Source organism: Roseateles sp. So40a (assembly GCF_048081605.1).
In the GTDB taxonomy this organism is placed as follows: Bacteria; Pseudomonadota; Gammaproteobacteria; order Burkholderiales; family Burkholderiaceae_C; genus Roseateles.
On the sequence record NZ_CP182288.1, the window covers coordinates 5,248,877 to 5,263,625 of the forward strand.

The following is a 14,749-nucleotide window of genomic DNA, read 5'->3' on the forward strand; positions in this document are numbered from 1 at the left end:
TCACGGCGCAGGGGTCAGGTCTTCACGCCGACAGCTTCTTCATCACCGCATACAGATCCGCCTTCCCCTCGAACCCGATGCCGGGCAGATCGGGCAGCGTGACATACGAGTTCTCGACCTTCACGCCGTCGGGGAAGCCGCCGAAGGGCTGGAACAGGTCCGGATAGGACTCGTTGCCGCCCAGGCCCAGCCCCGCGGCGATGTTCAGCGACATCTGATGCCCGCCGTGCGGAATGCAGCGGCTCGCCGACCAGCCGTGTTCCTTGAGCATGTCCAGCGTGCGCAGGTACTCCACCAGCCCGTAGCTCAGCGCGCAGTCGAACTGCAGCCAGTCGCGGTCCGGCCGCATGCCGCCGTGGCGGATCAGGTTGCGCGCGTCCTGCATCGAGAACAGGTTCTCGCCCGTGGCCATCGGGTTGGCGTAGTAGTTGCGCAGCGTCGCCTGCAGCTCGAAGTCCAGCGGATCGCCCGCTTCCTCGTACCAGAACAGGTCGTACTTCGACAGCGCCTTCGCATAGGCGATCGCCGTGTCCAGGTCGAAGCGGCCGTTGGCGTCCACGCACAGCTTCTGGCCGTCGCCCAGCACGCTCAGGATCGAGTCGATGCGGCGCAGGTCCTCGTCCAGCGATGCGCCGCCGATCTTCTTCTTCACCACCGTGTAGCCGCGGTCGATGTAGCTGCGCATCTCGTCCTTGAGCTTGCCGTGGTCCTGGCCCGGGTAGTAGTAGCCGCCCGCGGCGTAGACGAAGACCTTGCGGTCCGGCGTGCCGGTGCCGTAGCGCTCGGCCAGCAACTGGAACAGCGGCTTGTCCTCGATCTTCGCGACCGCGTCCCACACCGCCATGTCGATGGTGCCGATGGCCACGGAGCGCTCGCCGTGGCCGCCCGGCTTCTCGTTCTTGAACATCGCGTCCCAGACCTTGTGCGCGTCCAGGATGCCGCGGCTGTCCAGCAGCGAATCGGGGTCGGCCTCGAGGATGCGCGGGATGAAGCGCTCGCGCATCAGCGTGCCCTGCCCGTAGCGCCCGTTGGAGTTGAAGCCGTAGCCCACGACCGGCTTGCCGTCGCGGATCACATCGGTGATGACCGCAACGAGGCTCAGGGTCATCTTGCTAAAGTCGATGTAGGCATTGCGGATGGGGCTGCTGATGGGCAGCGTCTGCTCACGGATCTCGACGATCTTCACGGGGACTCCACTTCGGGTTTGGCTGGGAATGGATCGCATGTTCCGGCCGAGACCCCGCGCAAGGCCAATTCAGTTTTCTTAGCCTTTGATGCTTTGCGAGCACCGCCTCTGACCCGATGACGCTGAACCTGAGCTGGATCGACGACTTCATGGTGCTCGCGGCCAGCGGCAACTTCTCGCGCGCCGCGGAGGAACGCCACATGACGCAGCCCGCCTTCAGCCGCCGCATCCGCGCGCTGGAGGACTGGCTGGGCGTGGAGCTCTTCGATCGCAGCTCGCAGCCCGCCCGTCTGACCGAGGCCGGGGTGTGGTTCCGCAAGGCCGCGCAGGACCTGCAGGCCCACGTCGCGCGCGTGCCTGGCGAGGCGCGCGCCGTCGCCGAGGCCAGCTCGCAGACGCTGCGCTTCGCGGCGACGCATGCGCTGTCGTTCTCGTTCATGCCGGGCTGGCTGCGCGCGCTGGAGGCGCGCACCGCGGTCGGGCCGGTGAACCTCGTCTCCGACACGCAGCAGAAGTGCGAGGCGCTGCTGCAACAGAGTCAGGTGCAGTTCGTGCTCTCGCATGGTCATCGCCAGGTGCAGGGACCGCTTGACCAGGCCGGTTTTCCCGGCGTGGTCGTCGGCCAGGACCAGCTGCTGCCGGTGTGCGCGCCCGACGCGACGGGCGCCCCCGCGCATCCGCTCACCGACGGCCGGCCCGCGCGGTCGAGCCCGGTGCCGCTGCTCGCCTACAGCTCGGAATCGGGCCTGGGCCGCATCCTGCGCGAGGTGAAGGGCCAGGCGCTGGAGCGCCTCAGCGCGCAGCCGGTGCTGACGGCGCATCTGGCGTCGGTGCTGCGCACGATGGCGCTCGATGGCCGCGGGCTGGCGTGGCTGCCGCGCATGCTGATCGGTGAGGACCTCGAGGCGGGCCGGCTGGTGCTCGCGGCCGGCGAGGACTGGCAGCTCGACCTCGACATCCGACTGCACCGCGACCGCGGCGCGATGGGCGTGGCGGCGGAGACCTTCTGGGCCGCCGCGTCGACCGCTGATCCCGACACGTCCCGATGAACCTCCATTCCATTCATTGCCGGAGCCTCTGATGACCCGTCCCTACGCCCCGAAGAACCAGGCCCTGTTCGACGAGGGCCTCGCTACGCGCCGCGAGGTGCTGGGCGATGCCTACGTCGATGCGTCGATCCGCAACGCCACCGACTTCAACATCGACATGCAGGAGCTGGTCACGCAGTACTGCTGGGGCGATGTGTGGAATCGGCCGGGGCTGGATCGCCGGTCGCGCTCGTTGCTGAACCTGGCGATGCTGACCGCGCTGAACCGGCCGCATGAACTCAAGATCCACGTGCGGGGCGCGCTCAACAACGGGCTCACGCGCGACGAGATCAAGGAGGTCTTCCTGCAGACGGCGATCTACTGCGGCGTGCCCGCCGCGATCGATGCGTTCCGCTCGGCCGCCGAGGTCTTCAAGGAGATCGACGCGGAGGCGGGCTGAGGTATCGTGCGCAGCCTCACTTCTGCTGACGGATAGCTCCTCATGACGCCTGTTTCCCGACTGCTCGCCGGCTCGCTGATGACCGGCCTGACCGTGCTGTGCGGCGCGGCGTTCGCGCAATCGGCCGAGCCCCGTCTGCCCATCGCCGAGCTGACCCGCTGCGACGCGGGCTTCTTCAACGCGCTGGGCGCGCAGGCCGAGGCGCTCCAGGCGCTGGCGCCGATGAGGAAGCGCGGCAGCACCGCGATCTTCGAGGTGAAACCGGAGGGCGATCACGTGCCGACGGTGCGGTTCTCGAGATCGGTGATGGTCGAGGGCCTCGAGGTCGTGGGCTTCTACGACGACAACAACGGTGTGCCCGGCATGCTGGACCTGCACTACTGGGGCTTCCTCGTGAAGGGCAAGCCGGCCGAGGTCGCCAAGCGCTTCAAGCCGCTGATCTGGGAAGCCTCGCGCCTGCGCGAGGGCGGACCCGCGCTGGTGCGCAGCGAGGTGTGGACGGAGAAGCGTCCCGATGACGGCTTCCGCGCGATGGTGACTGCCAACGAGGAGCCGCCGCAGCCGGGCACGGTCGAGCGGGTGCTGCTCATCGAGGAGCACGACGAGCAACTGACCGAGTTCGGCTGCAGCCTGCAGAGCCGCAAGATGCCACCGGCGATCCTGAAGGCCATCCGGCCGGATCTGGCGGGCTGAGGCTTACTGGGTGTCCAGTGAGGACGGCCCGTCGCAGGTCGTCTCCTGGATGCCGCAGATCTGGTCGAGCCAAGCGCGGAAGCGGCCCTTGGGCAGCCCGGCGCGCGCGGCCGGTTTGATCTCCAGATAGGGCAGGAGGTCCTTCGAGAGCTTCGACTCCTCGTAATCGACTAGCGCCCAGCTGCCTTTGCAATCGACCAGTCGGCCGGCCGCCATGGTGCTGCTCCCGTCGAAGTGAACGCCGTCCTTGAGTCGTACGGCGACCGGTGCCTTGGCGTCGGGGCGGGTGCGTCCAATGCCGGCTTGCGCCTTCACGACGAGCTTGCGGCCACTGACCCAGCCTTCGCCGTCGTACACCGGGCGGGCGGGATGGCCGGTGAGGGCTTCGTCCTCGAAGGCTTCGCGGACACGGAACCAGCCGTTGGCGCTGGCCGTGACCTTCACGAAGACGCGGGCACGCATGCCGTATTCATCGGTCCAGATCGGGGGAAGCGTGCCGAGGACCTTCGCCGAGGCCGATGGTTCAGCGCGCACGTTCAGTCCGGCAGGGTCGGTTTCCTCGACGAACGCCGCGAAGTTGCGGGAGGTGGGTTCTAGTGGGCCACCGGACGCATTCGCGGCGTTGCAAAGCGCGACGCCGGTCGAGAGGATCAGCGCCAGTCGAATCAGCGACGACGCGACGCGGGGGTTCCAGTCATTGGCCATCGGCCCGTAGCCTGCGCAAGCGCTGTCAGGGTTTGATGTCGATGTCGGTGTTGACGTCGTTGTCATTGGCGAGGCCGTCGCAGCTGGTTTCCTGGATCGCGCAGATCCGATTTACCCAGGCGCGGAATCGGCCGGCTGGCAGGCCGGAGCGCGCAGTCGCGTCGATCTTCAGCGTGCTCCGATCCTTAGGGGGAAAGCGCTGATCGGCGAATTCCACCTGAGCCCACTTGCCGGTGCAATCGGCGAGACGTCCGGCCTCGACGAGGATGTCGTTGTCGAAGGTCTCGTCGTCGCCGACTCGCAGCACGGGCTTCGCTTTCAAGTTTGGCTGAGCTCGTCCGACGTCAGCCTGCGACTTCACCGTCAGCTTGCTGCCGCTGACCCAGCCTTCACCCGAGTACATCGGTCGTGGGGGACTGTTGGTCAAGGCCTCGTTGTCGCGGGCGTTGCGGATCAGGAACCATCCGTTGCGCGCGCCGATGACCTCGACTTCGACGCGAACGCCGTAGCCCATGGAGGCTTCGACGATAGTGGCCGGGAGCTTGCCGAGGACCTTGGCGGTGGCGCTCGGCGCGGCGCGGACGTTCAGTCCGGCGGGATCGGTCTCGGCGACGAAGGCACCGAAGCTGCACGTGCTGGCCACCGATCCGGTGACGGAAGGCGACGAGGCTGTATGGGGCTCGCCGGCGCCCGCGCAGCTTGCCAGCGTCGCGAAGCTGGTGGTCGCGAGGAGCAGCGCGGCGTTGCGCAGGCGGTGATCAATAGCCATCGACGAGGACATAGTGGAACGACGAGATCAGGCCCATCGACGCCAGGAAGCGGGGATAGACATTGTCGGGAATGGTCTGGCAGCCGGCGGACCAGGTGTTGCCCGATGCCTGCGTGCCGCCGCGGTGGATGTACATCGTCGTGCCGACGGTGGTCGGGTCAATCCGGTAGGGGTCCATCGCGTTGAAGCGGCCGTCGCCGTCGGTGTCTCGTTCGGCCGTTTGGGCGCGAGTGGCTTGGAAGGCGCGGGCTTTCAAGTGTCCTTTGGGCTTTTCACCGAAGAAGTAGGTGCCGGCACGAAGGCGGCCGACTTCCCGAATGCCGTCGTTGTTCATATCGAAGCCTTCGGTGTGCTTGTAGATCACGTCGTTGTATCGCGCATCGACGCGACCGGTGCCCTTCGGAGCGGCGCGCTGCGAATACTGGGCGCCGGGTTCGGTGCAGGCGGGGAAGACGCGCGCCGTGCGCAGGCCGTCGCCGCCGTTGAGCACGACGATGTGGTCGTCGTAGACGCCGCGGCCTCGGTTGGCGAGGGTGGAGGTCTCGCGGCGCAGGCCGACGAGGATCATGCGTCCCTGCTTCAGCGCGTTGACGGCGGCCGAGGTGCCGCGTTGCAGGACGATGCCCGCGCAATAGGCATACGTCTGTCGGGCCGTGAGCAGGGGGAGCTGCGGGACGTACGGCGCAGTGAGGCGGTCTCTGTCCCATTCCACAAGTAGCGTGGCGCCGGAGGATGAGCCGCTGAGAGCGGCCCTCGCGCGCCAGCTGAGCTGCGAAGCAGCGAGACGCGCGGTGGTGGCGCGCTGGACGGGAGTGAGCGAGACGCTGTCGGCGCGCCACTGGCTGAGCGCCTCGTCAGGGGCGGAGGCGGCGCGGTCGGCGAAGGCGCGCGCCATGGATTCGACGTCCGGGTCGTACGGGTTGAGGCTCGTGGTCATGGAACTCCAGATCGCTCGCGAAGGCTGCATCGGCGAGCGACCATTCTGAGCTTGGGGCGGCGGCAGGGGGAACGGACGAAGGTCATACGAGGCCTTCCTCCAAGGCGCGGCGGCGGGATGCCGCCGTCATCGGGGACAGCGGCGCCGGTCCGTGGGCGATCAGCGCATGAGGTCCATGAGCGACGGGTCGATACCGGGCGGCGGGGTGGCGCAGTCGCTGCCGATCCACTTGTGGACGGAGGTGGACTCGTAGGCGATGGGCATGCCCTGGGCGGTCGAGCCCTTGAAGGCGACCTTGATGGTGGCGGAGGACTTGTCGGTGACCTGGTAGGTGCCGGTGCCCGTGCCGGAGGCGGTGGCGCTCTTGCAGCTCATGGTGAAGGAGCCGCTGGTGGCGTCGCCCGGCTTCACGGTGGTGGTGCAGTCGTCGACGGACTGGGGCTTGGGCAGGGCGAACTCGGAGGACTGCTGGCAGTCGAGGTGCGGATTGCCGCCGGTCGGGAGTCCGGCCCTGGCCATCGCGGCGGAGAGGCTGCTCTTCTGCTGCGGGGTGAGCGCGCCCTTGATGTCGAAGATGGTGGGGAGCGGCTTGCCGTTGAGCGTGTTGACGCTCGCGCTGGCCCACAGGCCGGGTTTGACGGAGATGGATTGGGCGAGCGTGGGGGACGCTGCGGCCAGGACCGCCGTGACGGCGAGCGACGTGCGAAGGATCGCGGAGAAGCGCATGGGGAGGCCTCGGGGATGTCCGCTAGGGGACGATGAGGCGAAGTCTCGATGCGGGCGCCGCTCCAAGTCGAGCGGGCTTGAAGCCTGTGGAGGGGGCACGTATGACCGAGGTCATGTGGCGGTTGTGGGGCGCCGACTGAGCGGGTATCCGCCTTACTCGCCAATGAATCTCTTGAACGAAGCGCGGAAATCGATGGGCTGCAAATGGAGATGCTTGGTCATGTCCCCGCGCAGGACATAAAGCGAAGGCTGTTCTCTGAAATTGAAGATGCGATATAGGCAATAGGCGTCTTCGCGTTCTCGCGAGACTTCGAGTTCGTTGCGACTGATCGAGAACGATGAAGCATGTCCGCGATTGGTGGTTTTCACCTCGATGAGACGAGGCGCGCCTGGCGCGTCGAAGGACTCGATGTCATAGCCAGCGCCGTCGCCGAGGTCTTCTGAAACCCACTTCAGACTTTGGACCAAGTCTTCCAATCCCTCGCGGTGAAGGCGGATGTGTTCATACCCGATGGCCCATTGCTCGCCTGCTCGTCCGAGCCGACGGTTGGCCTCGTCCCTGGCAGCGAAATCAACATGCCGTGGGAGGCGCAACTTGGTCGCCGCTTCCCCGCTGCGATCGACCATCTGCACGCTTGGCGGGTCGACCACGCGCGCATGAAACCCTTGCTGGTCTGGTGTTCTGACCTCTTCAAAGGCATCAGCGATCTGTCGGATCAAGGACTGTTGATCGCTGAGGAATTTCTGGACGACCTGTCGAAGCAGCAACTGGGAGTTGCCGCGCGGCTTGTAGCCATTGATGAACGGGAGCTCGAGCGCCCACAACACGGCGCTGATGTTCTGAAACTTGAGCTCGACAGACGCCTTGCTCCGACCGCGGAGTCGGGCACGCAGAGCTTCGTTGAATTCGGTCTTGCGAAAGGGATGCCCCAATGCCTCGAGGCGCAGCATCTCAAAGTAGGAATCGACGGTTGCCGTGACCTCGGCATCGTTCCAGTCTTCGCCGATACGGACGACCTGGAAACCAAGTCGTTCAAGCGTCGGTACGACCGTAGCCTCACCGCCGGAGAAGTCGGCTGCCTCGAGCGGCCCTTCATCAGGAAACTGATGGCCAAAAGCCGCTCCCGCAATAGCCTTCGAGTCGCATGGCGTTCCTGTGGTTGGATCCAACACCAGGAAGTCGCGCGATTTGCCGAAGCCGTACTTGGCGAGAAATGCAGCGCGTCCAAGCGACACGAATTCGTCGAGCGCGGCTTGAACTGAAGCACGACGATCGATTCGAGACAGGTCACTCGCCATGGCAAGCGACCGGCTCGCTTGAAAGCGAGTTTTCCGTTGACATCTTTTCTCCCTGGGCGGCGATTTATATCGCGAAGGCCGCAGAGAGCGTCACGGAGATTCAGTGTTTGGAGCGCTTCGACAAGGTCTTCTCGATCTGGGTCAGCTGGCTCAGCTCCACGCGGTCGGCGTCCGCAGCCTCGGCTCGACGGCGTGCATCGTCGAAGCGTTGATATCGCTCGTGCGCGATCTGGGTCATGGCTTGGTGACTGATGCTGCCGGCCCCTTGCAGCTTGGCTTGCTCATTGAACTCGAGGAAGCTGTCCACGTACTTGTGCCAATCCTCCATGCGCAGGGTCTTGCGCTGTTGGGCACGCAACTCCGCGAACTCCAGGAAAAGACTGACGATGCGATTCAGATGTTCGAGTTCGTCGCCATGCAGATAGTTCTTGGCGATCGTGACATCGGCCTTCCGGATCCGATTGCCTTGCCAGGAGGTCAATGCCATCTGCGGATGGTCAGAATCCGCGCGGTTCACCACCAGCTCCGCCGCAGTGTTTCCCGTGACGGCAAAGCACATCTTGTTCTGGACTTCGGCAAAGAACAAGCGGGTCGACTGCTCGTCGTCCGCGTAATCGATCGACAGCGAGAAGAGGTCTCGGACCTTTTGATAGAAGCGCTTCTCAGAAGACCGAATGTCCCGGATGCGCTGGAGCAACTCGTCGAAGTAGTCCGCGCTATCGGACCCCTTCAGACGTTCGTCGTCCATGACGAATCCCTTGAGCAGGTACTCCTTCAAATGGGTCGTGGCCCATTGACGGAATTGCGTGCCGCGCGGGGACTTCACGCGGTAGCCGATGGCCAGGATCATTTCAAGGTTGTGCAGCCGGATCGACCGCTTCACCTGTCGAGATCCTTCCAAACGAACTATCAAGTCTTCCTTGATAGTTGCCGCTGAAGAGAGCTCGCCCTCGTCGAGCACGTTGTTCACATGAAGATTGATGTTCTGGACGGTGGTCTCGAAGAGTTCAGCCATCTCGACCTGGGTCAGCCACACGGAGCCCGCGCTCGCGCGAAGGAAGAAGCGGGCCGTACCGTCTTCTGTTGAATACAACACCATCTCAGGTGAAACGCGTTCTGCGCTCATGTTTCGGTCTCCACGCTCATCTCTTGCGCAGCAGTCTGCTGAAACCCAGCCGATTCGACATCACCGACACAAGTAAAAATGGCCCATCCCGCCAAGGATGAGCCACTCGTTGCCGGTCGTTTTGTCAGCGACCAGCCAGATTGAACGAATCGACGCTCACACGTCAATATTCGCCGCCCTCAGCGCATTCGACTCGATGAATTCGCGGCGGGGTTCGACCTCGTCACCCATCAGCATCGTGAACACGCGGTCCGCCTCGATGGCGTCCTCGATCTGCACGCGCAGCAGGCGCCGCACCGTCGGGTCCATCGTCGTTTCCCACAGCTGCTCGGGGTTCATCTCGCCCAGGCCCTTGTAGCGCTGACGGCCCACGCTCGACTCCGCCTGCGTCATCAGCCAGGCCATCGCCGCGCGGAAGTCGCCAACCTTGCTTTCCTTGGCCCTCTCGCCCTCGCCCTTCTTGATCACGGCTTCCTCGCCCACCAGACCCTTGAAGGTCTTGCCGGCCTCGGCCAGGACTTCATAGTCCGCCCCGTGCACGAAGTCCGCCGTGATGATGCTCGAGCGCACATTGCCGTGATGACGACGGCTGATCTTCAGGAACAGCTTGTCCGTCCGCGGATCCGTCTCCGCGCTCACCACCGCGTCATGCAGCGCCGACTGCAGCGCCGTCGCCGAGATGTCCGCCGCTTCCTTCGTGTCCAGCCCCAGCGTCAGACCCGACGCCAGCAGATGCAGCGCCTCGCCGTCCATCCACGCCGACAGACGCTCGATCACGTTCTGCGCCGCCACGTACTGGCGCGCCTTCGTCTCCAGATCCTCGCCCTTGAGCACCGGACCCGTGCCCACGCCGTTCGTGTGCAGCTCGGCATCGTTCAGCGCGACCTTCAGCAGGAAACCGTCCAGCTCGTGACCGTCCTTCAGGTACTGCTCGTGCTTGCCGACCTTCACCTTGTACAGCGGCGGCTGCGCGATGTAGATGTGACCGCGCTCCACCAGCTCCGGCATCTGCCGGTAGAAGAAGGTCAGCAGCAGCGTCCGGATGTGCGCACCGTCCACGTCCGCGTCGGTCATGATGATGATGCGGTGGTAACGCAGCTTGTCCGGGTTGAAGTCGTCACTGCCCGCGCCGCGGCCAATGCCCGTCCCCAGCGCCGTGATCAGCGTGATGATTTCGTTGCTGGTCAGCAGCTTCTCGTAGCGCGCCTTCTCGACGTTCAGGATCTTGCCGCGCAGCGGCAGGATCGCCTGGAACTTCCGGTCGCGACCCTGCTTCGCCGATCCACCTGCGGAGTCACCCTCCACGATGTAGATCTCGCACAGCGCCGGATCCTTCTCCTGGCAGTCCGCCAGCTTGCCCGGCAGACCCATGCCGTCCAGCACGCCCTTGCGACGCGTCATCTCACGCGCCTTGCGCGCCGCTTCGCGCGCACGCGCCGCCTCGACGATCTTGCCGCAGATGATCTTGGCGTCCGTCGGGTTCTCCAGCAGCCAGTCCGTCAGCTTGCTCGCGACAATTTCCTCGACCGGGCCGCGCACCTCGCTCGACACCAGCTTGTCCTTCGTCTGCGAGCTGAACTTCGGCTCCGGCACCTTCACGCTGATCACGCAGGCCAGGCCTTCGCGCATGTCGTCGCCGGTGACATCGACCTTGGCCTTCTTGGCCAGCTCGTTGTCCTCGATGTACTTGTTGATCACCCGCGTCATCGCCGCGCGCAGACCCGTCAAATGGGTGCCGCCATCGCGCTGCGGGATGTTGTTGGTGAAGCAGAGCACGCTCTCGTTGAAGCCGTCGTTCCACTGCATCGAGACTTCAACACCGACGTTGGTGTTCTGCTCCGACATCTTGTCGCCTTGCGCGTGGAAGATGTTCGGGTTCAGCGGCGTCTTGCCCTTGTTGATGAACTCGACGAAACCGCGCACACCGCCCGCGAAGGCGAAGTTGTCTTCCTTGTTGTTGCGCTCGTCGACCAGGCGGATCTTCACGCCGTTGTTCAGGAACGAGAGCTCGCGCAGGCGCTTGGCCAGGATGTCGTAATGGAACTCGGAGTTCGACGTGAAGATCTCCGTGTCGGGCAGGAAGTGCACTTCCGTCCCGCGCTTGTCGGTCTCGCCGACGATCTTCATCGGGCTCGTCTCAAAGCCGTCGCGCAGCTCGATCACGCGATCCTGCGGGATGCCCTTCCTGAACTCCAGCTGATGGACCTTGCCCTCGCGGCGCACCGTCAGGCGCAGCGTCTTGGACAGCGCGTTCACGCAGGACACGCCCACGCCGTGCAGGCCGCCCGAGACCTTGTAGCTGTTCTGATTGAACTTGCCGCCCGCGTGCAGCTCCGTCAGCGCGATCTCGGCCGCCGAGCGCTTGGGCTCATGCTTGTCGTCCATCTTCACGCCGGTCGGAATGCCCCGGCCGTTGTCGATGACGGAGATCGAGTTGTCCGTGTGGATCGTGATGACGATGTCGTCGCAGTAACCCGCCAGCGCCTCGTCGATCGAGTTGTCCACAACCTCGAACACCAGGTGATGCAGACCCGTGCCGTCCGAGGTGTCGCCGATGTACATGCCCGGGCGCTTGCGCACCGCCTCCAGCCCTTCCAGGATCTGGATGCTGGACTCGCCGTACCCCGCGCCGTCGTTCTGCTGCTGAGGCTGCTGGTCGGGATTCTGCTGAGGATCGGTCATCGAAAAACTCTCTCTTCTCACTGCTGGCCGTGCTCGCCGAGGCGATGGCTCACGGGCCTTCAAAAGCGCTGAAGCGGGCCGTGGCCCGCTCGTTCAACTGGTTGGCGTCAGATACGCATCGGCATCACCACGTACTTGAAGCCCGTGTGCTCGGGGATGCTCAACAACGCGCTCGACGAGCTGTCGTTCAGGTCCACGCGCACCATGTCCTGCGACATGTTGGACAGCACGTCCATCAGGTAGGTCACGTTGAAGCCGGTCTCGATCTGGTCGCCGCCGTAATCGATCTCGAGTTCTTCCTTCGCTTCTTCCTGCTCGGCGTTGCTCGACGCGATCGACAGGAGACCCGGCTCGAAGGACAGGCGCACCGCCTTGAACTTCTCGCTGGTCAGGATCGCGGCGCGCTGCAGCGCGGCCAGCAGCGGCTGGCGGCCCAGGATCACATGGAAACGATGGTTCTTCGGGATGACGCGGTTGTAGTCGGGGAACTTGCCCTCGACCAGCTTCGTCACGAATTCCATGCCGCTGAAGCTGAACTTGGCCTGGTTGCCGGCGAAGCGCATCTCGATCGGCGCGCTCTCGTCGTCGCCCTTGCCGCCGTCCTTCAGCAGACGCATCAGCTCCAGCACCGTCTTGCGCGGCAGGATGACTTCCTGCTTGGGCATCTCGGTGTCGGTCTCGGCCTGCGCGAGCGCCAGGCGGTGACCGTCGGTCGCCACCAGCGTCAGCATCTTGCCTTCGGCCACGAACAGGATGCCGTTCAGGTAGTAGCGGATGTCATGCACCGCCATCGCGAAGTGGACCTGGTTGATCAGGCCCTTGAGCGTCTTCTGCGGCACGCTGAACACGGGGCCGAAATCGGCGGCTTCCTGCACCAGCGGGAAATCGTCCGCCGGCAGCGTCTGCAGCGTGAAACGGCTCTTGCCGCCCTGCAGCGTCATCTTGTTCTGGTTGGACGTCAGGCTCACCGTCTGGTCCGACGGCATCGAGCGCAGGATGTCGATCAGCTTGCGCGCGCCGATCGTCGTGGAGAAATCCCCGTCATCCCCGTCGAACTCGACCGTCGTGCGGACCTGGATCTCCAGGTCACTCGTGGTCAGCTCCACCTGCTTGCCCTGCTTGCGCACCAGCACGTTGGCCAGGATGGGCAGGGTGTGGCGCCGCTCCACGATGCCGGACACCGCCTGCAGCGCGGCAAGCACTTTGTCCTGGCTGTCTTTCAACACGATCATGTCAACCTCTCTCCACTGTTGGCTGTACGGGCGAACGCGGCATTTTCGCTGAAGGCGAAGGCGTTTTCTCTCATCCCTTCAGCGTTTGCTCCAGCACATGCAACTGCTGGTTCAACTCGGTGTTCTTCTGGCGCTCTCCGCCGATCTTGCGAACGGCGTGCAGCACCGTGGTGTGGTCGCGGCCGCCGAACAGCTCGCCGATCTCCGGCAGGCTCTTCTGCGTCAGTTCCTTGGCCAGGTACATCGCGATCTGCCGCGGCCGGGCGATGCTCGCCGGACGCTTTTTCGAATACATGTCCGCGACCTTGATCTTGTAGAAATCGGCCACGGTCTTCTGGATGTTCTCGACCGAGATCTGCCGGTTCTGGATCGACAGCAGGTCCTTGAGCGCCTCGCGCGCCAGCTGGATATTGATTTCCTTGTGCGAGAAGCGGCTGTACGCCAGCACCTTGCGCAGCGCGCCCTCGAGCTCGCGCACGTTCGCCCGCACGTTCTTGGCGATGAAGAAGGCCACGTCCTCGGGCATCGGCGCGCTCTCGGCCTCCGCCTTCTTGATCAGGATCGCGACCCGCATCTCCAGTTCCGGCGGCTCGATGGCCACCGTCAGGCCGGCGTCGAAACGGCTGGTCAGGCGCTCGTCGATGTCCACCAGGCCCTTCGGATACGTGTCCGAGGTCATGATGATGTGCGCCCGCTTGGCCAGCAGCGCCTCGAACGCGTTGAAGAACTCTTCCTGCGTCCGGTCCTTGCCGGCGAAGAACTGCACGTCGTCGATCAGCAGCAGGTCCAGCGAGTGGTACTTCGCCTTGAGCTCGTCGAAGGTCTTGCGCTGGTAGTTCTTGACCACGTCCGAGATGAACTGCTCGGCGTGCAGGTACAGCACGCGGGCATCGGGGCGGTCCTTGAGCAGCGCGTTGCCGACCGCGTGGATCAGGTGGGTCTTGCCCAGGCCGACGCCGCCGTAGATGAACAGCGGGTTGTACATCTGGCCCGGCGCGCCCGCGACGTGCAGCGCGGCGGTGCGCGCCATCTGGTTGGCGCGGCCCGGCACCAGCGTGTCGAAGGTCAGGCTGGTGTTGATGCGGTGGCGCGTGGCGCTGGGTGGCAGGTTCGGCGCCGCGGCGGACTGGATCAGGCTGGCGGCGGTGACCGGAGCCGCCGGCGCGGCGTGGGTCGCCGGCTGGCCAGCGGCGGCCACCGGCGCGGCGGCACGGGCGGCTGCGGGCATCGCGGGGCGGCCGGCGGCGGGCGCGCCCAGGCCGTGCTGGCTCAGCACCTGGCCCATGGTCATGCTCGAGGGCTGCGTGCGCGGCAGCGGGGCGATGGCCTCGCGCGGCGCCAGCGAGAGCTCCAGCCGCGCGGGCTTGCCGGCGAGCTCGGTCAGGATGGCCTCGATGCGGCCGGCGTACTGGCTGCGGATCCAGTCCAGCTTGAATCGGTTGGGGACGCGGAGGGACACCAGCACGGCCTCATGGCCGTTCTCGTCCTGCTGGGCGACTTCCGCGGGGGGGAGCGGTCGGATCCAGGTATTGAATTGCTGTTCAGGCAGTTCGGCGGCCAGGCGTTCGCAGCCGCGCTGCCACAGTGCCGCCCCTGACAAGTCTGCGCTCATTGTGGAAAACTTATTCTTCGAGCGGCCGGATTGTACTGATCCGAAGCCGCGAAGTCTGGGTTATCCACAGATTTTTTCCCCCGGTCAAGTGCAGGTAATCCCCGTGGCGACTTGCATCCGGATTGACCCTGACGCAAATCTTTGCTGTAATCGCGGGTTTTCCGGACGCCCGGACGTTGCTGCGTGGGCCTCCTTTTTTGAGCGGCTTCCGACATCAACCTGAGATGTCCACCGTCCGCGGCGCCAAGGTGGCGCGAGGCGACGGGAAGTACCGAAGATTTCCAAGAGGTTGAA

Annotated in this window: 13 protein-coding genes; 3 read left to right on the top strand and 10 right to left on the bottom strand. The window is 64.9% G+C overall.

The window, feature by feature from the left end; all coding sequences use genetic code 11:
• Positions 1–22 precede the first annotated feature (22 nt).
• Positions 23–1,186 carry a mandelate racemase/muconate lactonizing enzyme family protein gene (locus ACNI65_RS23970; protein WP_416759921.1) on the bottom strand — a complete coding sequence of 388 codons (1,164 nt, stop codon included), beginning with the start codon at positions 1,184–1,186 and terminating at the stop codon, positions 23–25.
• 116 nt (positions 1,187–1,302) lie between these two features.
• On the opposite strand from ACNI65_RS23970, the gene ACNI65_RS23975 reads away from it, so the two are divergent.
• From ACNI65_RS23975 to ACNI65_RS23985, 3 genes are read left to right on the top strand one after another with little or no spacing between them, the layout of a single operon-like run.
• Positions 1,303–2,235 carry a LysR substrate-binding domain-containing protein gene (locus ACNI65_RS23975; protein ID WP_416759922.1) on the top strand — a complete coding sequence of 311 codons (933 nt, stop codon included), beginning with the start codon at positions 1,303–1,305 and terminating at the stop codon, positions 2,233–2,235.
• Positions 2,236–2,266: 31 nt separating this feature from the next.
• The gene (pcaC, locus tag ACNI65_RS23980) at positions 2,267–2,674 is read left to right on the top strand and encodes a 4-carboxymuconolactone decarboxylase (protein WP_416759923.1); all 408 of its coding nucleotides are present in this window, start codon (positions 2,267–2,269) and stop codon (positions 2,672–2,674) included.
• Between the two features lie 42 nt (positions 2,675–2,716).
• The gene (locus ACNI65_RS23985; protein WP_416759924.1) at positions 2,717–3,367 is read left to right on the top strand and encodes a hypothetical protein; all 651 of its coding nucleotides are present in this window, start codon (positions 2,717–2,719) and stop codon (positions 3,365–3,367) included.
• Positions 3,368–3,370: 3 nt separating this feature from the next.
• Here ACNI65_RS23985 and ACNI65_RS23990 read toward each other — a convergent pair whose 3' ends face one another.
• The 9 genes from ACNI65_RS23990 to dnaA form a co-directional block, all read right to left on the bottom strand.
• Positions 3,371–4,072: a hypothetical protein gene (locus tag ACNI65_RS23990; protein ID WP_416759925.1), complete on the bottom strand. Its 702-nt coding sequence runs from the start codon at positions 4,070–4,072 to the stop codon at positions 3,371–3,373.
• Between the two features lie 25 nt (positions 4,073–4,097).
• Positions 4,098–4,841 (bottom strand): SH3 domain-containing protein, encoded by a 744-nt coding sequence (locus ACNI65_RS23995; RefSeq protein WP_416759926.1) that lies wholly within the window; start codon positions 4,839–4,841, stop codon positions 4,098–4,100.
• Positions 4,831–5,778, bottom strand: coding sequence for a hypothetical protein (locus tag ACNI65_RS24000; protein ID WP_416759927.1), 948 nt, complete (start codon positions 5,776–5,778; stop codon positions 4,831–4,833). The genes ACNI65_RS23995 and ACNI65_RS24000 overlap by 11 nt, the downstream gene beginning before the upstream one ends.
• Positions 5,779–5,937: 159 nt before the next feature.
• The gene (locus ACNI65_RS24005) at positions 5,938–6,504 is read right to left on the bottom strand and encodes a DUF3617 domain-containing protein (RefSeq protein WP_416759929.1); all 567 of its coding nucleotides are present in this window, start codon (positions 6,502–6,504) and stop codon (positions 5,938–5,940) included.
• Positions 6,505–6,657: 153 nt separating this feature from the next.
• Positions 6,658–7,803 (bottom strand): DUF3883 domain-containing protein, encoded by a 1,146-nt coding sequence (locus tag ACNI65_RS24010; RefSeq protein WP_416759930.1) that lies wholly within the window; start codon positions 7,801–7,803, stop codon positions 6,658–6,660.
• A gap of 100 nt (positions 7,804–7,903) precedes the next feature.
• Entirely contained in the window at positions 7,904–8,929 is a 1,026-nt protein-coding gene (locus tag ACNI65_RS24015) for a virulence RhuM family protein (protein WP_416759931.1), read from the bottom strand.
• A 156-nt stretch (positions 8,930–9,085) separates the two neighbouring features.
• The gene (gyrB, locus tag ACNI65_RS24020; protein WP_416759933.1) at positions 9,086–11,611 is read right to left on the bottom strand and encodes a DNA topoisomerase (ATP-hydrolyzing) subunit B; all 2,526 of its coding nucleotides are present in this window, start codon (positions 11,609–11,611) and stop codon (positions 9,086–9,088) included.
• Positions 11,612–11,718: 107 nt separating this feature from the next.
• On the bottom strand, positions 11,719–12,843 hold the full coding sequence (dnaN, locus tag ACNI65_RS24025; RefSeq protein ID WP_416759934.1) for a DNA polymerase III subunit beta: 1,125 nt from the start codon (positions 12,841–12,843) through the stop codon (positions 11,719–11,721).
• A gap of 70 nt (positions 12,844–12,913) precedes the next feature.
• Positions 12,914–14,455 carry a chromosomal replication initiator protein DnaA gene (gene dnaA / locus ACNI65_RS24030; protein ID WP_416759935.1) on the bottom strand — a complete coding sequence of 514 codons (1,542 nt, stop codon included), beginning with the start codon at positions 14,453–14,455 and terminating at the stop codon, positions 12,914–12,916.
• Positions 14,456–14,749: the final 294 nt, after the last annotated feature.